Genomic DNA, 22,567 nt, shown 5'->3' with positions numbered 1-22,567 from the left:
AGCGGCACGATGCGGGCCAGGCCCTTGCCCGATCCGCTCTCCACGGTCAGTCCAGCGCTCGCGCCGGTGCCGGGCAATCTCGATCGCCTCCCGCTGGTGCTGGTGCGGCCACGGCGTCACCGCGCCGGAGCCGAGCACGGCGGCGGCCCCCGACCGGCACAAATCAGCGAAGACCAGGCCGGGAGGACCGCCCCGGACACCAGTCAGAGCGGCCGCAGGCCGTTCTGCTGTGCCGCCACGCTCCGGTACAGCGTCAGTGCCTCCACGGCGCGCCCGAGCTGCTCAAGGCAGTGGGCCTCGTCATTGCGGCTGGTGAGGGTGTCGGGGTGGGCGGCCCCGAGGACCCGCTCACGGCCTTCGGCCACCTCGCGGTAGACCGAGAGGGCGGTGGACCAGCGGCCGAGCCAGCCGAAACCGACGGCCATCTCACGCTTGCTGGTGAGAGTGTCGGGATGATCGGGCCCGAGGACCCGCTCACGGATGGCGGCGACATCGCGGGCCTCGGTGAGCGCCTCCTCCCAGCGGCCGAGGCGGCCGAGGTTGACGCCCAGGCCGTGCCGGGCGCGGAGGGTCTCCGGGTCACCGGCGCCCGAGGTGCGGGTGCGGGCGGCGACGAGAGCGCGGTAGAGCTCCAAGGCGTCCGCACTGCGGCCTAGGCGGCCCAGGCTGATGCCCGCCTCGTAGCGCGCGGCGAGGGTGTCGGGGTGCTCGGGGCCGAGGGCTTCGGCGCGCACGGCGGCGACCTGGACGTACGTCTCAAGAGCGGCGTCCCACCGGGCCAGCCGGCCGAGGAGATAGCCGACCTCGCAGCGCGTGACAAGGGTGTCGGGGTGGGCCGGGCCGAGCACACGGGTGCGGGCGGCGGCGACATCGGCGGCCATGGCGTATGACTCCTCGAGCCGGCCGAGCCGCCCGAGGTTGAAAGCCAGGTTGTGGCGGCAGCGCAGAGTGTCGGGGTGCTCGGGGCCGATGGTGCGCTCTCGGGCGGCGAGCACGGAGGAGTAGCCCTGGTGGGCCTCCAGGTGGCGGCCGAGCCGGCCAAGGACGTACGCGGCCTCCTGCCGGGCGGCGAGGGTGTCGGGATGGTCGGGCCCGAGCAGGCGCTGCCGGGCGGCGGACACGTGCTCGTAGGCGCGCAGCGCTTCCTCGGGGCGGCCGAGGCAGTTGAGACAGAACCCGGCTTCGTACTGGCTGGTGAGAGTGTCCGGGTGATCGGCGCCGAGCAGCTGCTCGCGTTCGGCGGCCACCGTCCGGTGGGTGTCCAGCGCCTCCTGCCAGCGGCCGAGCCGCCCGAGGCTGATGCCCGCGCTGTGCCGGCCGGCGAGGACGCCGAGGCGCTCGGGATACTGGCTGGGCCTGGTGGACCAGGCGCCGGTGAGCTCAGGCGGCTGGTACGGGTGGTGGAGCTGGTTGGCGGGCCGCAGGGAGCGGGTGGCGTGGGCCACGCCCCGTGCCCAGGAGGGCAGTTCCCGGGTGGCCACCGCAACGGGGCGCGTCGGGCCTTCGGCGGCGCCGCGCAGAGCCTTGAGCCGACCGCCGACGTCGGCGGCGTCCTGAGGCCGGTCGTCGGGGTCCTTGGCGAGCAGGTCGAGGATCAGCCGCTCCAGCTCCTCCGGCAACTCGGGGCGCTGGGCACGTGGCGGGACGGGCGGCGTGTCGCGGTGGCCGACCAGCACCGACCAGGCGTCGTCCAGGTCGAACGGCGGGACGCCGGTGGCGATCTCGTACAGGACGCAGCCCAGCGAGTACAGATCGCTGCGATGGTCGGTCTCGGTGCCGCCGATCTGCTCGGGCGACATGTAGTGCGGGGTGCCCATGGCAATGCCGGTGCCGGTCAGACGGGAGGTGAAGCCGATGTCGTGGCCGAGCCGGGCGATGCCGAAGTCACAGATCTTCACGGCGCCGTCGGTGAGCCGGACAATGTTCGCGGGCTTCAGATCACGGTGCACGATGCCCTGGGCATGGGTGTACGCGAGGGCCGCCCCGACCTGCTCCGCGATGTCCACGACATCGGGTACGGGCAGTGGATGGCCCCGGGTGTCCTCCAGGACTTGCATCAGATTACGGCCGTCGAGGAGCTCCATGACGAGGAAGAGCACCCCGTCGTACTCCCCGAAGTCATGGACGACGGTCACGCCCCGGTGCTGCAACGCGGCGGCGACCCGTGCCTCGCGGCGGAAGCGCTCCCGCAGGATTTCGGTGACAGAGGTGTCCGTCGACAGGCTCAGCGGTTTGAGGCACTTGACCGCGACCTTGCGGCCGAGCGATTCGTCGAGCGCCTTCCACACCTCGCCCATACCGCCCCGGCCGATCAGCTCCTCCAGCCGGTACCGGCCCTGTATCAGAGTGCCGCTGCCGTTGTGTCCAGCCGCCATCGTGCGCCGCCGCCCCCGTCGTTCTGTCCTCTCCGCGCCCTCTCCTCGCCTCTCATTATGAACGCGATGGCCGCCGGGCGGGATGGCGCCTCAGGCCGGATGACAGGCCTGTTCCCTCAACTTGTACCGGGACGGTTGAGTTCCCGGGCCCAGTCTGCCGACCGCCTTCAGGATATGGCCGGGCGGGAGTTGCCATCGTATGTAAGGGGGGATGGCGCGCAACGCGCGTCCGGTGGTGCGCAGCCGCCGGGTGACGCTGGGCGCGGCGGGCGCGGGGCGTCCGTACAACTCGTGCGCGAAGGCCGGCAGGGCCGCGTACGCGAGGCCCGCGGCACGGCGCCACACGACGGCGCGGGCCGGCAGCAGGAGACGCGGGACCGGAGGGGCCTGGAGAAAGCCTGCGACCTCATAGGCCTCGGGGGTGGCGGCCAGCTCCGGGCGGACCTTCTCGAAGTAGGCGGCGAGCTGGGCGGTGTCGGCGGGTACGGACTCCGGGTCGAGGCCGACAAGGCGGGCGGCGGTGCGCTGCTCATCGACGTAGCGGTCGGCCTGGGCGTCGGTCAGGGGGTAGCCGGAGCGACGGGCTGTACCGAGGTAGGAGTCGATCTCGGCGCAGTGCACCCACAGCAGCAGCTCGGGCGTGTCGACCGGGAGGCGCTCGCCGGTGCCGGGGTCGGTGGTGGCCAGCCTGCGGTGGATGGCCCGCACCTTGGCCCCGGCGCGCTCGGCCTCCGGGGTCGTGCCGTAGGTGATGGCGCCGACGAAGGAGGCGGTGCGCAGCAGGCGGCCCCAGGCGTCCTTCCGGAAGTCGGAGTTCTGGGTGACGCCCCGGACGGTGGCCGGATGCAGGGCCTGCAGATACAGCGCCCGTACCCCGGCGAGCCACATCACCGGGTCGCCGTGCAACTGCCAGGTGACCGAGTCGGGTCCGAAGAGCCCAGACGGCCGGGCTGCCACCCGGCAGCGCGCCCGCCCCCGGACCGCTGCGTCCACGGCCCGGACTCCCTGAGGGCAAGGGGTGGTCTGCGCGTGTCGCCGTCACCCGTCCCCCTTTGTACAGGAATACCACCGCGTCGAACTGACATGTTGCGGGCCGGGCTTCCGCCAGCCCACGCGTGACGTGGTCCGGGGTTTCGACGGCCTCCAACGTGTCCGCCGCCCCTCGGCGGCCGACATTCTTTTGTGCCGACCAAAAATCCTCGTCGCAGCTTCTCAGCGGCGGACGCGGGGCATGCCGAGGCCGATCCAGGAGATGATCTCGCGCTGGATCTCGTTGTTGCCGCCGCCGAAGGTGAAGATCACGGCGCTGCGGTAGCCGCGTTCGAGCTCGCCGTGAAGTATCGCTCCCGCTGAGCCTTCCTTCAGGGGGCCGGCCGCGCCGGCGATCTCCATGAGCCAGGCGTAGGCGTCGCGGCGGGCCTCGGAGCCGTAGACCTTGACTGCGGAGGCGTCCTGCGGGGTGAGGGTGGAGCGGCTGAGCGCGTCCACCATCTGCCAGTTGAGCAGCTTCATGGCATCGAGGCGGGCGTGGGTGCGGGCGAGCCGGCCGCGGACCCAGCCGAGGTCGATGACCCGTCGGCCGTCGGCGAGTTTGGTGTCGGCGGCCCAGTGCCGTACGTCGTGGAGGGCGCGGATGGCCATGGTGCCGTGGGCGGCGAGGGTGACGCGTTCGTGGTTGAGCTGGGTGGTGATCAGGCGCCAGCCGTGGTTCTCCTCGCCGACTCGCCGAGTGACGGGTACCCGGATGTCCTCGTAATAGCTGGCGGTGGTGTCGTGCGAGGCGAGGGTGTTGATGATGGTGCAGGAGTACCCGGGGTCGGAGGTCGGGACGAGCAGCATGCTGATGCCCTTGTGGGGCGGCGCGCCCGGGTCGGTACGGACGGCGAGCCAGACCCAGTCGGCGGTGTCGCCGTTGGTGGTCCAGATCTTCTGGCCGTTGACCATGTATGTGTCGCCGTCGCGGACCGCACGGGTTTTCAGCGCGGCCAGGTCGGTTCCGGCGTCCGGCTCGGAATAGCCGATCGCGAAGTCGATCTCGCCGGAGAGGATTTTCGGCAGGAAGTACGCCCTTTGTTCGTCGGTGCCGAATTGCATGATCGTCGGACCGACGGTGTTGAGCGCCATCAGCGGCAGCGGTACGCCGGCCTGGGCGGCCTCGTCGAAAAAGATGAACTGCTCCATCGGGGACAGCCCCCGGCCGCCGTACTCCTCGGGCCAGCCGACGCCGAGCCAGCCGTCGGAGCCGAGGCGGCGGATGGTGTCGCGGTAGAACCGCTTGCGGGCGGCCGGTTCGGTGTGGCGGGAGTAGGCGTTGTCCGGCACCAGTCCGGCGAAGTAGGCGCGGAGTTCGGCGCGCAGCCGCTGCTGGTCGGGGGTGTAGTCCAGGTGCACGGCCCCTCCTGAGGTCAGGTCTGCGGTGCCTGCTTTGACGGCGCACAGACTAGAACGCGTTCCAGTAATGCGGAAGAGGCAACGCCGAATCCCTCAAATTCGCCCAGTTGAATGCCTGGTCCAGCGGGCCGTAGAACGCCTGAGCCATGCGCTGGTATCCGGCGTCGCTGGGGCGCAGGACATCGATCATCTCGGCCGGGGTGAGCGCGGGGGCATCGGCGTAGCCGAACTTCTTGCCGGCCTGTTGCTCGATGGGGGCGGTGGGAGGCGGCGCGGATGTTCCTGCGCGCGGACGGCGAGTCCGGGAAGCGCTTCGGGAACGAGACCATCCGCGTCACCAACAACGGAGTGGTGAGTATCAAACTGCCTACCCCCCTGGCCCACGAGGCCAATGACGGGCGCGTCCGCTACACCCTCACCACCCCCGTGGCCTTCGCACACCGGGGCGTACAGTGGGCCGACCGGATCGCCGACAACCGGGCCGTGGCCTACACCATCAGCCACGACGCGGACCGCGACCGCTGGTACCTGACCGCCTGCTGGCAGCCCGCGCCGGTGCCGCAGCTCTCCCTGGAGGCCGCACTGGCGGCGGGCTGTACCGGGGTGGATGCCAACGATGATCATCTGGCCGCCTGGCAGCTGGACGTCCACGGCAACCCCGTCGGCGCACCCCACCGGTTCTTCTACGACCTGTCGGGCAGCGCGGATCACCGTGACGCGCAGATCCTCCCCCAAACTTCGTCCGGGGGCGCCCCCATCGCCCTGACCCGGCTGCTGCACTGGGCCCGCCGCACCGGCGTGAGCGCGATCGTGGTCGAGGACCTGGACTTCGCCGAATCAAAGACCCGTGAGAGGCACGGCCGCAAGAAGCGGTTCCGGCAGCTCATCTCCCGCTTCCCCACCACCCGACTACGCACCCGCCTGGCCGCCATGGCCGCCGAACAGGGCATCGCGATCGTCGCCGTCGATCCGGCGTACACCTCCCGCTGGGGCGCGCGGCACTGGCTCACCCCGCTGCGCGCCACCCACCCCCAGACCACCGGTCACGACTGCGCGAGCATCGTGATCGGACGGCGCGCCCAAGGACATCCGGCCCGGCGTCGGACGCCACCGCCCCCACACCACCAGAGCGATGGTGCCGGGCATCGGAGCGCCCAGGCCCGGCCAGACGCCCTCGGGCGCGAGGAAACCCGCCCACCTCGGACCGGACCACCCGCACGACGGGTGCCACCACCAGGTACGCGAACGCGGGCAACCAGCGCACCCAACACCGTTCGGGACGCGCGCACCGAGCCAGGACACACTCCCGCTCAGTGTTGAGGAACGGTTCTGCCTTCATAGGGCACGCCTAGACGCCGTTGAGCGGGCCTCAGGTCCTGTCCGGGCCTTGCGGAAGCGCGGGCGGCCGGTCAGGTCGCGATGCCGTGCAGCACCATGGTGGCGAGTTCGGCATAGGCCTGCGCGTCGGGCAGACCGGTGGCCGCGGCGACCTGGCGCCGCTGGATCCTCACCATGGCGGATGAGACGACATCGGCGACGAAGGCCGCGTGGACATCGCGGAACGCGCCTTGTTCCACGCCCTCACGAATGATCTGCTGCACCCGCCGCGCCGCGATCTCCGTATTGCGTTCGTAGACCTCCCGGACGGGAGGGAACGCGGCGAGGTGCTCATAGAACGCGGCGGACGCTGGCTGGAGTTCCGCCGCCACCGCACGGAGATACGCCCCGAGGCGGTCACGCGGGTCCGTGACAGTGGCCGTCGAGGCCTCGACCCGGCGCGTGGCCTCACGGAAGAAATGCACCACGGCTGCCCGTATGAGCTGTTCCCTGCTCCCCGCGAGCGAGTAGAGGGTCGTCTTCGAACAGTGCAGGCGTGACGCCAGCTCATCCACCGTCAGGTGTGCGAATCCCTCGGACAGCAGCAGCGCCACAAGGTGGTCGAACAGCTCCGTCCTTCTCGCAGTCGCTGCTCTCCCGGGTGCTGCCGTCATCCGACCAGTCTGCCACAGAGGCATTCTTGGCCAGGGCGGTCATTCCGCAGTACGATCGTATCGTTCAACGTACTACTGGCGCTGTCACCTGGGAGCCCCGATGACTGTGGACCGGATCCTGCCGACCTCCGAAGCGGAGGACCTGCTCGCCCTGACCCGAGAGCTGGCCGACAAGGAGCTGGCTCCGCGCGCCGCGGAGTACGAGGCGGCCGAGAAGTACCCCGAGGACATATTCCGCACCCTCGGCGCCGCCGGGCTGCTCGGTCTGCCCTACCCGGAGGAGCTGGGCGGCGGCGGGCTGCCGTACGAGGTGTATCTCCAGGTACTGGAGGAGCTGGCCGCCCGATGGGCCGCGGTAGCGGTCGCCGTGAGTGTGCACGGCCTGTCCTGCTACGCGCTGGCCGCGCACGGCACACCGGAGCAGCAGGGGCGGTGGCTGCCCGGCATGCTCGGCGGCGGTCAGCTCGGCGCGTACAGCCTGTCCGAGCCCCAGGCGGGCTCGGACGCGGCCGCCGTGACCTGCAAGGCCGAGCCGACCGCCGACGGCTACCGCATTACCGGCACCAAGGCGTGGATCACCAATGGCGGCCGCGCGGACTTCTACACCCTCTTCGCGCGCACCGGGTCCGACCCCACCCACGGCGTGTCGTGTTTCCTGACGCCCGGCGCCATGGACGGCCTGTCCTTCGGCAGGCCGGAAGACAAGATGGGCCTGCGGGCCGTTCCCACCACCACCGCGCACTGGGACGGCGCCCTCCTGCCCCACGACCGCCTCATCGGGACGGAGGGACAGGGCCTGTCTATCGCCTTCGGCGCCCTGGACTCCGGCCGGCTGGGCATAGCGGCCGTCGCGGTCGGCATCGCCCAGGCCGCGCTCGACGAGGCGGTGGCATATGCCCGCGAGCGCACCACCTTCGGCCGGCGCATCATCGACCACCAGGGGCTCGGTTTCCTGATCGCCGACATGGCCGCGGCGGTGGAGTCCGCGCGCGCGACCTACGTGGATGCCGCCAGGCGGCGCGACAGCGGGCGGCCGTACAGCCGCCAGGCCAGCATCGCCAAGCTGGTGGCCACCGACGCGGCCATGAAGGTCACCACCGACGCCGTCCAGGTCCTCGGCGGCTATGGCTACACCCGCGAGTTCCCGGTCGAGCGGTACATGCGGGAAGCGAAAATCACCCAGATATTCGAGGGTACGAACCAGATCCAGCGCCTCGTCATCAGCCGCTCTCTCGACGACAGCACCCGTTAGAGCCCGGCTGGAGAGCTTGACAGGCCGACCTGGCCCGGCATGCAATATATTGCATGCCGGTACCCCAGAGCCGAGGGCTCGTCTCCAGATCACTGCTCCGGGAGAACGCCTACCGGGCGATCCGGGACGCAATCGTCGACGGCACCCTCACCCCCGGCGAGCGCCTCAACGACGCCGATCTCGTCGCATGGCTGGGGGTCAGCCGCACGCCGATCCGCGAGGCCCTCGGCCGGTTGGAACAGACCGGCCTCGTACGCACCAAGCCGGGCCGCTACACCATCGTCAGCCCCCTCGACGTCCGGGCGGCCCGCGACGCCCAGGCGGTGACCTCGGCCATGCACGAGCTCGCCGTCCGCGCGGCAGTGCCGAATCTCTCGGCCGCCGAGCTGGACGCGATGCGCGAGGCGAACGCGCGGTTCGCCGAGGCGCTGCGCCGCGACGACGTGGCGGCGGCCCTCGCCGCCGACGACGACTTCCACGCAGTTCCGGTGGCGGCCTGCGCCAACCAGGCGGTGGGCGCGGTGCTGGAGCAGTTCACCCCACTGCTGCGCCGGGTGGAGCGGGTGCGCTTCTCCTCCCTCAGCGGGCGCGGCTCGGTCGCCCAGCACAACCGGATCATCGCCCTGTGCGAGACCGGTGACGCGGAGGGCGCCGCGGTGGCCTCCCGCACCAACTGGCAGACCTTGGCACCCCTGCTCGACACGCCCGAAACACCCGAACCCCACGTACCCGACACGTCCGGGGCAACCCCGGACGACCTGCCCAGGAGCGATACATGACCCGCACGACCCTCGCCGACTTCGAGCGCTACCCCCTGACTTTCGGCCCCAGTCCGGTCCACCCCCTGGACCGGCTCAGCGACCATCTCGGCGGCGCCCGTATATGGGCAAAGCGCGAGGATTGCAACAGCGGGCTGGCCTACGGCGGCAACAAGACGCGCAAGCTGGAATACCTGGTCCCCGAGGCCCTCCGGCAGGGCGCGGACACGCTGGTGAGCATCGGCGGTGTGCAGTCCAACCACACCCGCCAGGTCGCCGCGGTGGCCGCCAAGGCGGGCCTCAAGGCCGTCCTGGTGCAGGAGAGCTGGGTGGACTGGCCGGACCCGGTCAACGACAAGGTCGGCAACATCCTGCTGTCCCGCATCATGGGCGCTCGGGTGGAGATGGTCCGGGCGGGATTCGGCATCGGCTTCAAGGACAGCTGGAACCAGGCACTGGAAGGGGTACGGGCCCGGGGCGGGACCCCGTACGCGATACCCGCCGGCGCCTCGGACCACCCGCTGGGCGGGCTTGGCTTCGCCAACTGGGCGTACGAGGTCCAGCAGCAGGAGCGCGAGCTGGGGGTCTTCTTCGACACGATCGTGGTCTGCAGCGTCACCGGCAGCACCCAGGCCGGCATGATCGCCGGTTTCGCCGGCCAGGACCGCCCCCGCCGGGTGCTGGGCATCGACGCCTCCGCCAAGCCGTCGGAGACCCACGCCCAGGTGGAGAAGATCGCCCGTGCCACCGCCGGGCTCATCGGCCTCGGCCGCGACCTGCGCGAGGAGGAGATCACCCTCCTGGAAGGCTGGGCCGGTGACCTCTACGGCATCCCCGTCCAGTCGACCCTCGACGCCATCCGGCTCACCGGTAGCCTCGAAGGCGTGATCCTCGACCCGGTCTACGAGGGCAAGTCGATGGCCCGCCTCATCGACCTCGTCCGCGGCGGCGAGATCCCCAAGGACTCCAACGTCCTCTACGCGCACCTCGGCGGCCAGCCCGCCCTCAACGCCTACAGCGGCGTCTTCGGCTGACCGCCCGTCCTGTCCCGCGTGAGAACCGGGAGGCCGCCGCACCGGACAGCGGAAGCCGGGCGGCAGCTCATCTTGGTCCAGACCATTGACACACCTCACTCGCTTGGCGACTCTGAGAGCGCTCTCAGAGCGCTGGGGATCGTCTCCCCTTCGCGCCCATCGGGATCTGCCTACGAGGAGGAAATGCGTGCAACACATCCGGAAGGTGCTGGCGCCATTCATCGTCGTGATGACCGTCGCGGCCGGAATCACGGCCGTCGGTGTCACGTCCCGCGCCGAGGCCGCGGTTCCCGCGACCATCCCGCTCCAGATCACGAACAACTCCGGCCGCAGCGACCAGTTCACATCTACAACCTCGGGACCCTGCTCTCGACGGGCCAGCAGGGGTGGGCCGACGCCAGCGGCACGTTCCACGCCTGGCCGGCCGGGGGCAATCCGCCGACCGACGCTCCCGACGCGTCTATCGCCGGACCGGCCAACGGCCGGTCCACGACGCTCCAGATGCCGAAGTTCTCCGGCCGGGTCTATTTCTCGTACGGCCAGAAGCTCGTCTTCAAACTGACCACCGGCGGCCTCGTGCAGCCCGCGGCGCAGAACCCGTCCGACCCGAACGTGAACATTCTGTTCAACTGGTCCGAGTACACGCTCAACGACGCCGGACTGTGGATCAACAGCACACAGGTCGACATGTTCTCGGCCCCGTATGCCGTGGGCGTCAAGCTCGCCGACGGAACCGTCAAGAACACAGGCCATCTCAAGGCGGGCGGTTACAACGGATTCTTCAACGCCCTCAAGGGCCAGCCGGGCGGTTGGGCGAACCTGATCCAGACCCGGTCCGACGGCACCATCCTGCGTGGCCTCGCGCCCGGCCACGGCCTCGAATCCGGCGCCCTGCCGGCCACGATCATGGACGACCACGTCAACCGCGTGTGGTCCAAGTACGCCACATCGACTCTGACGGTGACACCCTTCACAGACCAGCCGAACACCAAGTACTACGGCAGGGTCTCCGGCAACGTCATGAACTTCACCCACAGTTCCGGAGCGGTCGTCACCACGTTCCAGAAACCCGACGCCGACAGCATCTTCGGCTGTTACAAACTGTTCGACGCACCGAACGACCTGGTACGCGGGCCGATATCCCGCACCCTGTGCGCGGCTTACAACCGCTCCACCCTCCTGGTCAACTCGAACCATCCCGACACGAGCTCCACGGCCTTCTACCAGGACGTGGTGACCAACCACTACGCCCGTAAAATCCACGCGCAGATGGCCGACGGCAAGGCTTACGCCTTCGCCTTCGACGACGTCGGCAATTACGAGTCACTGGTGAACGACAGCAATCCGCAACGGGCATACATCACGCTCGACCCGTTCGACTGAAGCGCGCCGTAAAACGGCCCGGCGGGCACCGGAGCGCTCGCGCGGCGGCGCCCCCACCGACCGGCCCGGCGCTGATGTGAGTTCCGTCGCCGAGCGCCGTCATCCCGTGCTCGGCGACCGCGTGTCGGTGTGCCCAGGAGTGACGTCCCACGTACGTCTCAGCCCCGTGCCGGCTTCTTCGCGTGAAGGCGAAGGTGAGGGCGGCACGGCCCCCTTGTCGCAAAGGGTGCCTCCCCTGTCCCGAATCCGTACGCTGGTTCCATGGGTTCTCGCAGGACTCGACACATGGGGTGCGCCATGCGCCTCCCTCTGAATGACCGGTCACCCACCGTGGTGGGCCCCGCCGTCCTGGGTCTCCACGCGCCCTGCGCCCCGCTGACCGACGACCAGCCAAGTCAGCGTGAAATCAGCGCCGTACCCGCCGGACCCCGCTCCGGGCCGCCGCGATCCGCCAACATCAAAAATCGCGCGTACCCCCTCGCACCCACCGAAAGCACGGCCGCGGCGGCTACCGCCGAGATCGGAAGGAACAGCACATGAAAATGCTGATCAACGTGGCCGAGACCGTGGTCGCCGACGCCCTGCGTGGAATGGCCGCCGCGCATCCCGAGCTGACGGTGGACGTGGACAACCGGGTGATCGTCCGGCGGGACGCCCCGGTCGCCGGAAAGGTGGGTCTCGTTTCGGGCGGTGGATCGGGGCACGAGCCGCTGCACGGCGGATTCGTCGGGCGCGGGATGCTCGACGCCGCCTGCCCGGGCGAGATCTTCACATCGCCGGTGCCGGACCAGATCGCGCGGGCCGCGGCAGCTGTGGACAGCGGCGCGGGGGTGTTGTTCATCGTCAAGAACTACACGGGCGATGTCCTCAATTTCGACATGGCCGCCGAGCTCGCCGAGGACGAGGGGGTGCAGGTCGCCAAGGTCCTCGTCAACGACGACGTGGCGGTCACCGACAGCCTCTTCACGGCCGGGCGGCGTGGCACAGGGGCCACGCTCTTCGTGGAGAAGATAGCGGGCGCGGCAGCCGAGGAGGGCGCCCCGCTGGAGCGGGTGGAATCGATCGCCCGGCAGGTCAACGCCTCGTCGCGGAGCTTCGGCGTGGCGCTGGCCGCGTGCACCACACCCGCCAAGGGCAGTCCCACCTTCGACCTGCCGAGCGGGGAGCTGGAGCTAGGCATCGGCATCCACGGTGAGCCAGGACGGGAACGGCGGCGGATGATGACATCCGGCGAGATCGCCGACTTCGCCGTGGACGCCGTGGTGGACGACCTGCACCCGCGCTCGGCGGTGATCGCGCTGGTCAACGGCATGGGCGCCACCCCCTTGCTGGAGCTGTACGGCTTCAATGCCGAGGTGCAGCGGGCACTCGCCGTTCGTGGTGTCACGGTCGCACGGACTCTGGTGGGCAACTATGTGACCTCGCTCGACATGGCCGGCGCCTCGCTGACCGTCTGCCAGGTGGACGAGGAACTGCTGCGACTGTGGGACGCGCCTGTCAGCACACCCGCGCTGCGCTGGGGCATCTGAACCTCCTCCCCCCGGCTCATCCCAGGCACCTCGGTTACGGAAGGAACCCGCACCCCGTGAACACAACTCCCGACCCCGTGCTCGACGCCACCTTCTTCCGCCGCTGGCTCTCAGCGGCGACCGCCGTGATCGAACGCGAAGCCGACCGGCTGACCGAACTCGACTCGCCCATCGGCGACGCCGACCACGGCAGCAATCTGCGCCGCGGCTTCATCGCCGCACGCACCGCCGTCGAGAAGGAGCCGCCGGGCACCCCGGGAGGCGTGCTGGTGATGGTCGGACGACAGCTCATCAGCACCGTCGGCGGAGCCTCCGGACCGCTCTACGGGACCCTGCTGCGCAGGACCGGCAAGGCGCTCGGCGAGGAGGCCACAGTCAGCCCCGCCCAGCTGGCGGACGCCTTGCGGGCCGCCATCGACGCCGTCGCCCAGCTCGGCGGCGCCGCGCCCGGCGACAAGACGATGCTGGACGCGCTCACCCCGGCCGCCGACGCGCTGGCGTCCGCCCTCGCCTCCGGTGCCGGTACGGCTGCCGGGCTCGCCGCCGCCGCCGCTGCCGCCGACAAGGGTGCGCTCGCGACCATACCGCTGCAGGCCCGCAAGGGCAGGGCGAGCTACCTCGGCGAGCGCAGCATCGGGCACCAGGACCCCGGGGCTACCTCGTCCGCGCTGTTGCTCGGTGCGCTGGCCCGCACCGCCGCGGAGGGCGCCGTATGACCGACGGGGTCGTCGGCATCGTCCTGGTGTCGCACAGCGCTGCCGTCGCCGAGGCCGTGGCCCAGCTCGCGACCGGTCTCAGCGGCGGCGGCCCCGTCGCCCCGGTCGCCCCCGCCGGCGGCACCCCGGACGGCGGCCTCGGCACCGACGCCACCGCGATCACCAGGGCCGCCCGCTCCGTCGACGGCGGCGCGGGCGTCGCGATCCTGGCCGACCTGGGCAGCGCCGTGCTCACCGTCAAAGCGCTGCTCACCGACGAGGACGAGCTCCCGTCCGGCACCCGGCTGGTCGACGCACCCTTCGTCGAGGGCGCGGTGGCCGCCGTGGTCACCGCCTCCGCCGGCGCGGCTCTCGCGGAAGTCACGGCAGCCGCCGAGGAGGCGTACACCTACCGCAAGCTGTGACCGGGCCGCAGGCCCGTGTCGTTACTCCGTCGGGCCCGCGGGCTCGAACCACGTCGGAGCGCCGGCCTCGGCCAGCGCGTGCTTGATCCGCAGCAGCCCGAAGCCGCCCAGCTCAGGCAACGCGTCCAGGTCGAACCACGCGACCTCCAGCGACTCGTCGTCCGCGACCCGGGCCTCGCCGCCGATCGCCCGGCAGCGGAAGGTGATGTCCAGGTACTGCGTCTCGTCGCCATTGGGGTACTGCACAGGCTTGGTGGTCTGCACCAGCACCACGCGCTCCGCGACAGCGTGCACGCCGGTCTCCTCCAGAACTTCCCTGACCGCAGTATCGGCGGGCTGCTCACCCGGTTCGCAGATGCCTCCGATCAGGGCCCAACGCCCCGTGTCCGAGCGGCGGTTCAGGAGAATCCGCCCGGCGTCGTCGAAGACCAGCGCGGTAACGCCGGGGAGGAACAGCATCTGGTGCCCTACGTGGTCGCGCAGTTCACGGAGGAAGTCAGGGATCGGCATACGACGAGGTTAGAAGCCCCGCCGAGAATTCCGCACCGATCCGCGGCCGACACGGCGGTTATTCCGCTGCATCGTTCCTGCACAGTCGGCGCCCTGCGGCTCGCTGCGCCGGACGTCCGGCCCCTGTTCGGGGCACCGGCCGGGTGCCCCGGCCATGTGTGAGAGAGCCGGACACAGCGGCCGGATGGCGGCGGCCGACACCGGGGTCTTGCCTCGCCCGCCGCGAGGCACCTAGCATCGCGGACGATTGGTGAATCGATTCGACGAATCGATTCGACACGAGGGAGCCGGATGACCACGATCAAGGACGTCGCCGAGCGCGCGGGGGTCGCGCCGAGCACGGTGTCGTACGTGCTGAGCGGCTCCCGGAAGATCTCCGACGACACCCGGCGGTCGGTGCAGCAGGCAATCGACGAACTCGGGTACCACCCGAGGGCGAGTGCGCGGGCGCTTCGCGGGACCCGGACGAATGTGCTCGCGCTCGCGCTCCCCCGGGCCACCGGCGGCTACCGGGCGGTGGACGGCAGGTTCACGATCGACATCAGTGACGCCGCCCGCTCGCACGGCTACGACGTGCTGCTGATGACGGACCAGGAGGGCGTGCCGGGGCTGCGCCGGATCGCCCGGAGCGGGCAGGCGGACGGGGCGGTGCTGATGGCGGTCGAGATGGAGGACCCGCGTATCGACGTGATGCGGGAGCTGGACTTTCCGACAGCGCTGCTGGGCCGGTCGGCGGACGACGACGCGCTGCCGTGGACGGACCTGGACTGGGAGGCGGCGGCGGCGCTCTCCATCCATGAGCTGGCGGCAGCCGGTCACCGGGACATCGCGTATCTGGCGACGACCGAGCACGAGATCCAGGCCCGCCGGGGCTACGCGCTGCGTGGGGTGGCGGGCGCCCGCCGGGCCGCTCCGGAAACCGGCACCGAAGTGCGGGTGCACCAGTCGACCGGCGACATGGCCCGGCTGGCCCGGCGTGTCCATGCGCTGCTGACCGGGGAGCATCCGCCGACGGCCCTGGTCGTCCAGCATGTGGCGGCGCTGCCGCACATCCTGGCCGCGATCGCCGCCGCCGGGCTCCGGGTACCGGAGGACCTGTCGGTGATGGCGGTCGGCAATCTGCCGGACGATGTGGGCGGCCGGGATCTGCCCCGTATCGAACTGCCGGTGTCCGAGATGTCCGCCCAAGTGACCCGGCTCGCCGTCGAAGCCATCGCTGCCCGCGCGGAGGGCCCTGCGCGGTCGCCGGCCGCCCACCGGCTGATCGCCCCGGTGCTGATGCCGGGCCCGCGGGCCGCACCCCCACGACCGCGTACCGGCCGCTGACCCACCTGTCCCCCTCCCTCTGCCCCCTCCCTGACCCCACGACTCCGTCTCTTCCAGTGCTGTAAGACCGAACGGAGAGCCCACACATGCACATCAATCGCGGGCGGACGCCCGCACTCGCCCTGGCCGTGGCGGCCATTCCTGCCGCCGTCGGCCTGGGCGGGTGCGCGAGTACGCCGGATCCCGCCACGATCACCGTGCTCAACTCCGCCACAGATACCGTCGAACACGCGCAGAACCAGAAGTTCTTCGACCTGTGCGCCAAGCCGCTCGGCCTGAAAGTCCGGCAGACCAGCGTGCCCGCCGACCAGGTCGCGTCAAAGGCGCTGCGGATGGCGTCGTCCCGCTCGCTGACCGACATCCTCGAACTCGATGGATCGGAGCTGCCACAGTTCGCCGACACCGGCGGCCTCATCCCGCTGAAGAGCGTGGCGGTGGATATCACGGGGATGTCCCCTGGCGCCGTGTCGATGGGCAGCTACAAAGGCACGCAGTACGGCATCGCCAGATCCGTCAACTCCCTGGCGCTGATCTACAACACCGACCTTCTGCGGGCGGCGGGCCTCAAACCTCCCACCACCTGGGAAGAGCTGAAAGCGACCGCGAAGAAGCTGACGCGGGGCAAGACGTACGGCATGGCCTTCAGCGCCTCGCCCAACGCGGACGGCGTCTATCAGTTCCTGCCGTTCTTCTGGTCCAACGGCGGTGACGAGAGCCACTTGGACGATGGCCGCGGCGCGGGCGCGCTGCAGCTGTGGAAGGACCTGGTGGACGACAACTCGGTGTCCAAGGCGGTGGTCAACTGGACCCAGCAGGACGTCAACGACCAGTTCGTCGCCGGACGCGCCGCGATGATGGTCAACGGCCCATGGCAGGTCCCCGTCCTCAACACGCACAAGGACTTGCACTGGGCGGTCGCCACCATCCCGGTGCCGAAGGCCGGCGGCGCCCCGGTGCCCCCGATCGGGGGCACGGTGATGACCATCCCGCGCACCGGCGACACCGGCCGGCAGAAGACCGCAGCGAAGCTGCTGAACTGCCTGAACAGCGAGAAGAACCAGCTCAGCTGGGGAGAGTCCGTCAACAACGTGCCCACTCGGACGGCCGCGGCGCACCAGTACAGCGTCAACAACCCCAAGCTCGCCGCGTTCGCCGACGAAGTGGCCACCGCCCGCTCTCGCACCGCACGCGTCGGCGCCGGCTGGCCGGTCGTCTCGGACGCCCTGGCCGGCGCCTTCCAGTCCGTGCTCACCGGCCAAGCCACGCCCGAGAAAGCCCTGAAGCAGGCCCAGGCGCAGGCCACGGCAGGCGAGTGAGGACACGGCCATGACCACCATCAGCGAGACCACTCCAAAGCCCATGGCGAGAACCGCCCGGGCGACACGCCCGACGCGCGCCGGAAACACGCTCCTACGTTGGTGTTTCGTCGCCCCGGCCGTGCTCTACATGCTGGCGTTCTTCGGCTATCCGCTGGTGCGGAACGTCATCATGAGCTTCCAGCACTACACCCCGCGTACGTACTTCACCGGCCAGGCGCCGTTCAACGGCCTCGACAACTGGCGTGCGGTCTTCGACAATCCGCTCTTCACCGACTCTCTCTGGCACACCCTCCTCTTCACGGTCGGCTCGCTGCTCGGCCAGTTCGTGCTCGGCCTGGCGCTCGCGGTGTTCTTCTCCCGCCGCTTCCGGCTGTCGGGAATCGCCCGCGCCGTGCTACTGCTGCCCTGGCTGGTCCCGATGGTGGTGTCATCCGTCGTCTGGCGGAAGCTGCTGGACCAGGACACCGGCGTCATCAACACCCTCCTGGCGGACCTGCACCTCACCGACTCCCCCGTCCTGTGGCTGAGCAGCCCCAATGTCGCCCTGCTCTCGGCGGTCCTGGTCAACATCTGGATCGGCATCCCGTTCAACATGGTGATCCTCTACGGCGGGCTCCAGGAAATCCCACGCGACCTGTACGAGGCCGCCTCCCTGGACGGCGCGGGCGCCTGGCGGACGTTCCGAAGCGTGACCCTGCCGCTGCTGCGCCCGGTCGTCACCGTCGTCCTCGTCCTGGGCTTCATGTCGACGGTGAAGATCCTCGACCTGATCCTGGCGCTCACCGGCGGTGGGCCGGCCGATTCGACCCAGACCCTCGGCACCGTCACGTATCAGCTCTCCTTCCTCCAGCTGGACTTCGGGCAGGGCGCGGTGGTCGGCAATGTCCTCATCCTCATCAGCACCGTCTTCGCCGTGCTGTACCTACGGGCCAACCGGTCCGACTTCGGCCAGGGGAAGTGATCCTCGTGTCCAACAACTCCAGTAACTCCCGCAGTGGCCTGCTCCGCGGCGCCAACACCGCGATAGCGGTGGTCATCCTGCTCGTTCTGCTCTTCCCGCTCTACTGGATGCTCAACATCGCTCTCCAGCCCGGCCAGAGCCTGGCCGCCACCCACTGGCTGCCCACCTCGCCCAGCTGGGACAATTTCCGGCGGGCGCTGGACACCCAGGGCGGGTCTCTGCTGACCAGCTTTGTCGTCGCGCTGGGCTCGGTCGGGGTGTGCCTGGCGCTGGCCGCGCCGGCCGCCTACGGGCTGGCGCAGTTCGGGCTGCGCGGCAGCCGCACGATCGTCTTCGGCACGCTGATCACCCAGATGGTGCCCGGCATCGTCATCGCCAACGCCCTCTACAGCGCGTATGTGGACCTGCACCTGGTCAATTCCTATGGCGGCCTGATCCTCGCCGACGCCTCGCTCGGACTGCCCTTCTCCATCGTCCTGCTGCGGGCCTTCATGGTCGCCATACCAACGGAGGTCGTCGAGGCCGCGCTGGTGGACGGAGCGAACCGTTTCACGGCATTCATCCGGATTGTGATCCCAATGAGCAGGAACGCCCTGATCACGGCAGGTCTGTTCACCTTCCTCTTCGCCTGGTCGGACTTCATGTTCGCGCTCACCCTCAACACCACGGACGACGTCAAGCCGATCACTCTCGGCATGTACGAGTTCGTGGGCGCCCATGTCAGCGACTGGGGCGCCGTCATGGCCACCGCCGTGATCTCCGCCGTACCGGCCGCGATCCTGCTGGTCGTGGCCCAGAAGTACGTCGCCGCCGGGGTCACCGGCGGAGCCGTCAAGTAGCCGAAGGAGAAATGTGTGACCACCGGATTCCCGCTCTTCCCGCCGGGCTTCACCTTCGGCGCCGCGACCGCCGGCTACCAGATCGAAGGCGCGTACGACGAGGACGGCCGCGGCCCGTCGATCTGGGACACCTTCAGTCACACCCCCGGACGCACGGCCGGGGGCGCGACCGGTGACACAGCCTGCGACCACTACCACCGCTACCCCGAGGACGTGGCCCTGCTGCGTGGTCTCGGAGTCGACTCGTACCGCTTCTCGGTCGCCTGGCCCCGGGTCCAGCCGGACGGCCGCGGCCCGGTCAACGAGAAGGGCCTGGACTTCTACGACCGGCTGGTCGACGAACTGCTCGCGGCCGGCATCTCCCCCGCTGTCACGCTCTACCACTGGGACCTGCCGCAGGCTCTGGAAGACCGGGGCGGCTGGCGGGTCCGCGAGACCGCCGAGTTCTTCGGCGCCTACGCGGGCCTCGTCGCGGAGCGGCTTGGGGACCGCGTCGGCCGCTGGATGACGCTGAACGAGCCGTATTGCTCGGCTTTCGTCGGCTACGCAGAGGGCCGTCACGCCCCCGGCGCCAGGGAGGGCACGGGCGCGCTGGCCGCCGCCCACCATCTGCTGCTCGCACACGGGCACGCCGTCCGGGCGCTGCGCGCGGTGGGCGCCCGCGAGGTCGGCATCGCCCTGAACCTTGACCGTATCGAGGCCGCCAGCGACTCGGCGGCGGACCTGGCGGCGCTGCGCCGAGCGGAGACCCTGCACAACGAGGTGTGGACCGAGCCGCTGCTCGCCGGCCGCTATCCGCAGGACGAGGCAGCGACCTGGGGAGAGCTGGCGGACGGCTCATACCGGCGTGACGGCGACCTGGGGATCATCGGTGCCCCGCTGGACTTCCTGGGCATCAACTTCTACCGCCCGGTGACCGTCGCCGACACGGCACTTCCCATCCGGCGCACCGCCGTTGACATCGGCGTACGAGAGACCGATCCGTACGGCACCCGGCACACCACCATGGGCTGGCCGGTCGTACCCAGGTCGTTCACGGAGCTGCTGGTGGGCCTGCGGGACCGGTACCTGGCGCTGCCGCCGGTCTTCATCACCGAGAACGGCTCCGCCGAGGCGGACACCGTTGAAGCGGGCACCGTCCACGACGCCGAGCGGGTGTCATATCTGCACGACCACCTGCACGCGCTGAGGGCGGCGATGGAGGCGGGCGTGGACGTCCGCGGCTACTACGTGTGGTCACTGCTCGACAACTTCGAATGGGCCCGCGGCTACACCCAGCGCTTCGGCATCGTGCGCGTCGACTACGGCACCCAGCAACGCACCCCGAAAGACAGCTACCGCTGGTACCGGGACCTGATCGCCTCCCACCGCTCCCACCACGCACGAAAGCAGGATCACTCATGAAGTTCACCGACGGCTACTGGCTCATGCGCCCGGGCGTGACCGCCCGGTATGCCGCCTCGGTCGCCGACGCGGCCGTCGAGGACGACCGGATCACGCTCTACGCGCCCGTGAAGCGGGTGCTCAAGCGCGGCGACACTCTCAACAGCCCGCTCCTGACCACCGAGTGCTGGTCCCCGGCCGACGGTGTCATCGGCGTCCGCTACACCCACCACGCGGGCAAGGCCAGTCCCGGCCCGGACTTCGCACTCACCCCCCGGTCGGAGAACGGCTCCGGCAAGACGGTGCGCGAAGGCTCCGTGGTCGAACTGTCGGCGGGTGATCTCGCGCTGCGGGTGGACACCGACGCACCCTGGCAGCTGGACTTCACCGCGCAGGGCCGGACCCTGACCTCGGTCGGCCGGCGCGGCACCGGATTCGTCACCGACGCCGAGGGCCGCCACTTCATGCTCGCGCAGCACGCGCTGGGCGTCGGGGAGCTGGTCTACGGGCTCGGTGAGCGCTTCACCCCGTTCGTCAAGAACGGTCAGAGCGTCGACATCTGGCAGGCGGACGGCGGCACCAGCAGCGAGCAGGCGTACAAGAACGTCCCGTTCCATCTGACGAACCGCGGCTATGGCGTGTTCGTCAACCATCCCGGGCGTGTCTCGTACGAAGTCGGCACCGAGTCGGTGGGGCAGGTCCAGTTCAGCGTCGAGGACCAGTCGCTGGAGTTCTTCATCGTGTACGGTCCGACGCCGAAGGAGATCCTCGCCCGGTACACGGCGCTCACCGGCCGTCCGGCGCTGCCGCCGGCCTGGTCGTTCGGGCTGTGGCTGTCGACTTCGTTCACTACCTCGTACGACGAGGCGACAGTCACCAGCTTCGTCCAGGGAATGACCGACCGGGAGATCCCGCTGAGTGTCTTCCACTTCGACTGCTTCTGGATGCGCGAGTACCAGTGGAGCGACTTCACCTGGGACCCGGATGTCTTCCCGGACCCCGAGGGTCTGGTGGCCCGGCTGAAGGAGCGGGGCCTGCGCATCTGCGTCTGGATCAACCCGTATATCGCCCAGAAGTCGAAACTCTTCGCGGAAGGCGCCCGGGAGGGCTATCTGCTGAAGCGGCGAGACGGCGACATCTGGCAGTGGGACCTGTGGCAGCCCGGAATGGCACTGGTCGACTTCACCAACCCGGCGGCGCGCGAGTGGTACACGGACAAGCTGCGGGGGCTGCTCGGGCAGGGCGTGGACTGTTTCAAGACCGACTTCGGGGAGCGGGTGCCGACGGATGTTGTCTGGCACGACGGCTCCGACCCGGAACGGATGCACAACTACTACGCCCAGGTCTACAACGACGTGGTGTTCAAGCTGCTGGTGGAGGAGCGGGGCGAGGGCGAGGCCATGTTGTTCGCCCGCTCGGCGACCGCAGGCGGCCAGCAGTTCCCGGTGCACTGGGGCGGCGACTGCGAGTCGACGGCCGAGGCGATGGCCGAGTCCCTGCGCGGCGGGCTGTCGCTCGGTTTGTCGGGCTTCGGCTTCTGGAGCCACGACATCGGCGGTTTCGAGGGCACGCCGACACCCGCGCTCTTCAAACGGTGGGTGCAGTTCGGGCTCCTGTCGTCGCACAGCCGGCTGCACGGCAGCGACTCCTACCGCGTGCCGTGGGACTACGGCGACGAGGCGGTCGCCGTCACGCGGGACTTCACCCGGCTCAAGAACCGGCTCGTGCCCTACCTGTACCGGGCCGCCCTCCAGGCGCGGGATTCCGGCACGCCCGTCATGCGCGCCATGGTGCTGGAATTCCCCGACGACCCGGCGTGTCACCAGCTCGACCGGCAGTACATGCTCGGCGACGACCTCCTCGTCGCCCCGGTCTTCTCGGAAGACGGCACGGTCGAGTACTACGTGCCCGAGGGCACCTGGACACATGTGCTGACCGGCGAGCGTGTCTCCGGACCCCGCTGGCGGCGCGAGACACACGGCTTCGCCACCCTGCCGCTGCTGGCCCGCCCCGGCTCGGTCGTTCCGTTCGGCGCGAGTGAGCAGGCTCCGGAGTACGACTGGGCCGACGGAGTCACTCTGCATGTGCACGCCCCGGCCGACGGCTGCGAGACCGTGACGACGGTGCCCACTGCGGACGGCGGCACGGCCGCGGTGTTCCGTACCCGGCGGACGGGTGACGTGCTCACCGTGGAGACGCGCGGCGAGCAGGGCTGGCGGGTGCTGCTCGTCGGCGCCGATGACACCGAAGGGGTGGAGGGTGCCGATTCGGTGGAACGGACGCCGCTCGGGGTGCTGATCACCGCCGCCGCCGGGGCGTCGGTGGTGACGGCCCGCTGGTCCTGACGTGTGCGGGTCCCGCCATCTTGCGAGAGGGTGGCGGGACCGCGTCGCGAT

Annotated in this window: 18 protein-coding genes and 2 pseudogenes; 14 read left to right on the top strand and 6 right to left on the bottom strand. The window is 70.1% G+C overall.

Annotation, left to right across the window (positions count from 1 at the left end):
* Positions 1–203: 203 nt before the first annotated feature.
* The 4 genes from FCI23_RS26090 to FCI23_RS56665 form a co-directional block, all read right to left on the bottom strand.
* Positions 204–2,375, bottom strand: coding sequence for a serine/threonine-protein kinase (locus FCI23_RS26090; protein WP_136726369.1), 2,172 nt, complete (start codon positions 2,373–2,375; stop codon positions 204–206).
* A 90-nt stretch (positions 2,376–2,465) separates the two neighbouring features.
* Positions 2,466–3,368, bottom strand: coding sequence for an oxygenase MpaB family protein (locus FCI23_RS26085; protein WP_246143994.1), 903 nt, complete (start codon positions 3,366–3,368; stop codon positions 2,466–2,468).
* Positions 3,369–3,587: 219 nt separating this feature from the next.
* On the bottom strand, positions 3,588–4,766 hold the full coding sequence (locus FCI23_RS26080) for an acyl-CoA dehydrogenase family protein (protein WP_136726368.1): 1,179 nt from the start codon (positions 4,764–4,766) through the stop codon (positions 3,588–3,590).
* A 49-nt stretch (positions 4,767–4,815) separates the two neighbouring features.
* On the bottom strand, positions 4,816–4,956 hold the full coding sequence (locus FCI23_RS56665; RefSeq protein WP_169316943.1) for a hypothetical protein: 141 nt from the start codon (positions 4,954–4,956) through the stop codon (positions 4,816–4,818).
* A gap of 56 nt (positions 4,957–5,012) precedes the next feature.
* Here FCI23_RS56665 and FCI23_RS26075 point away from each other — a divergent pair.
* Positions 5,013–6,086, top strand: a pseudogene (locus tag FCI23_RS26075) (IS200/IS605 family accessory protein TnpB-related protein); the annotation flags it as partial.
* 89 nt (positions 6,087–6,175) lie between these two features.
* On the opposite strand, the gene FCI23_RS26070 reads toward FCI23_RS26075, so the two are convergent.
* A complete protein-coding gene (locus FCI23_RS26070; protein WP_136726367.1) occupies positions 6,176–6,757 on the bottom strand; it encodes a TetR/AcrR family transcriptional regulator in 582 nt (193 codons plus the stop codon).
* Positions 6,758–6,857: 100 nt separating this feature from the next.
* Here FCI23_RS26070 and FCI23_RS26065 point away from each other — a divergent pair, with 100 nt between their 5' ends.
* The 7 genes and pseudogenes from FCI23_RS26065 (at position 6,858) to FCI23_RS26035 (ending at position 13,833) form a co-directional block, all read left to right on the top strand.
* Positions 6,858–8,009: an acyl-CoA dehydrogenase family protein gene (locus tag FCI23_RS26065; RefSeq protein WP_136726366.1), complete on the top strand. Its 1,152-nt coding sequence runs from the start codon at positions 6,858–6,860 to the stop codon at positions 8,007–8,009.
* 53 nt (positions 8,010–8,062) lie between these two features.
* Entirely contained in the window at positions 8,063–8,788 is a 726-nt protein-coding gene (locus FCI23_RS26060; protein WP_136726365.1) for a GntR family transcriptional regulator, read from the top strand.
* Complete coding sequence (locus FCI23_RS26055) at positions 8,785–9,801, top strand: 1-aminocyclopropane-1-carboxylate deaminase (RefSeq protein ID WP_136726364.1); 1,017 nt, start codon at positions 8,785–8,787, stop codon at positions 9,799–9,801. Before FCI23_RS26060 ends, FCI23_RS26055 begins: the two co-directional genes overlap by 4 nt.
* Before the next feature lie 229 nt (positions 9,802–10,030).
* Positions 10,031–11,184 (top strand): annotated as a pseudogene (locus FCI23_RS26050) (glycoside hydrolase family 64 protein).
* A gap of 536 nt (positions 11,185–11,720) precedes the next feature.
* Positions 11,721–12,713 (top strand): dihydroxyacetone kinase subunit DhaK, encoded by a 993-nt coding sequence (gene dhaK, locus FCI23_RS26045; protein WP_136726363.1) that lies wholly within the window; start codon positions 11,721–11,723, stop codon positions 12,711–12,713.
* A gap of 77 nt (positions 12,714–12,790) precedes the next feature.
* On the top strand, positions 12,791–13,429 hold the full coding sequence (gene dhaL / locus FCI23_RS26040; protein ID WP_136726412.1) for a dihydroxyacetone kinase subunit DhaL: 639 nt from the start codon (positions 12,791–12,793) through the stop codon (positions 13,427–13,429).
* Positions 13,426–13,833, top strand: a complete 408-nt coding sequence (locus FCI23_RS26035; protein WP_136726362.1) for a PTS-dependent dihydroxyacetone kinase phosphotransferase subunit DhaM — start codon at positions 13,426–13,428, stop codon at positions 13,831–13,833. Before dhaL ends, FCI23_RS26035 begins: the two co-directional genes overlap by 4 nt.
* A gap of 21 nt (positions 13,834–13,854) precedes the next feature.
* Here FCI23_RS26035 and FCI23_RS26030 read toward each other — a convergent pair whose 3' ends face one another.
* Complete coding sequence (locus FCI23_RS26030; RefSeq protein WP_136726361.1) at positions 13,855–14,343, bottom strand: NUDIX hydrolase; 489 nt, start codon at positions 14,341–14,343, stop codon at positions 13,855–13,857.
* A gap of 291 nt (positions 14,344–14,634) precedes the next feature.
* On the opposite strand from FCI23_RS26030, the gene FCI23_RS26025 reads away from it, so the two are divergent.
* The 6 genes from FCI23_RS26025 to yicI all read left to right on the top strand — a co-directional run bounded on the left by FCI23_RS26025 (position 14,635) and on the right by yicI (position 22,516).
* Positions 14,635–15,669: a LacI family DNA-binding transcriptional regulator gene (locus tag FCI23_RS26025; protein WP_136726360.1), complete on the top strand. Its 1,035-nt coding sequence runs from the start codon at positions 14,635–14,637 to the stop codon at positions 15,667–15,669.
* An 86-nt stretch (positions 15,670–15,755) separates the two neighbouring features.
* Positions 15,756–16,985: an ABC transporter substrate-binding protein gene (locus tag FCI23_RS26020; protein ID WP_211265478.1), complete on the top strand. Its 1,230-nt coding sequence runs from the start codon at positions 15,756–15,758 to the stop codon at positions 16,983–16,985.
* A 10-nt stretch (positions 16,986–16,995) separates the two neighbouring features.
* Positions 16,996–17,949 carry a carbohydrate ABC transporter permease gene (locus FCI23_RS26015; protein WP_136726359.1) on the top strand — a complete coding sequence of 318 codons (954 nt, stop codon included), beginning with the start codon at positions 16,996–16,998 and terminating at the stop codon, positions 17,947–17,949.
* A gap of 107 nt (positions 17,950–18,056) precedes the next feature.
* Positions 18,057–18,788, top strand: a complete 732-nt coding sequence (locus FCI23_RS26010) for a carbohydrate ABC transporter permease (RefSeq protein ID WP_136726410.1) — start codon at positions 18,057–18,059, stop codon at positions 18,786–18,788.
* Positions 18,789–18,803: 15 nt separating this feature from the next.
* On the top strand, positions 18,804–20,192 hold the full coding sequence (locus FCI23_RS26005) for a GH1 family beta-glucosidase (RefSeq protein ID WP_136726358.1): 1,389 nt from the start codon (positions 18,804–18,806) through the stop codon (positions 20,190–20,192).
* Positions 20,189–22,516 carry an alpha-xylosidase gene (gene yicI / locus FCI23_RS26000; RefSeq protein WP_136726357.1) on the top strand — a complete coding sequence of 776 codons (2,328 nt, stop codon included), beginning with the start codon at positions 20,189–20,191 and terminating at the stop codon, positions 22,514–22,516. The genes FCI23_RS26005 and yicI overlap by 4 nt, the downstream gene beginning before the upstream one ends.
* Positions 22,517–22,567 lie beyond the last annotated feature (51 nt).

It is taken from the genome of Actinacidiphila oryziradicis (assembly GCF_005047355.1).
Classification (GTDB): domain Bacteria; phylum Actinomycetota; class Actinomycetes; order Streptomycetales; family Streptomycetaceae; genus Actinacidiphila; species Actinacidiphila oryziradicis.
This window is presented reverse-complemented; position numbering and strand designations above follow the sequence as displayed.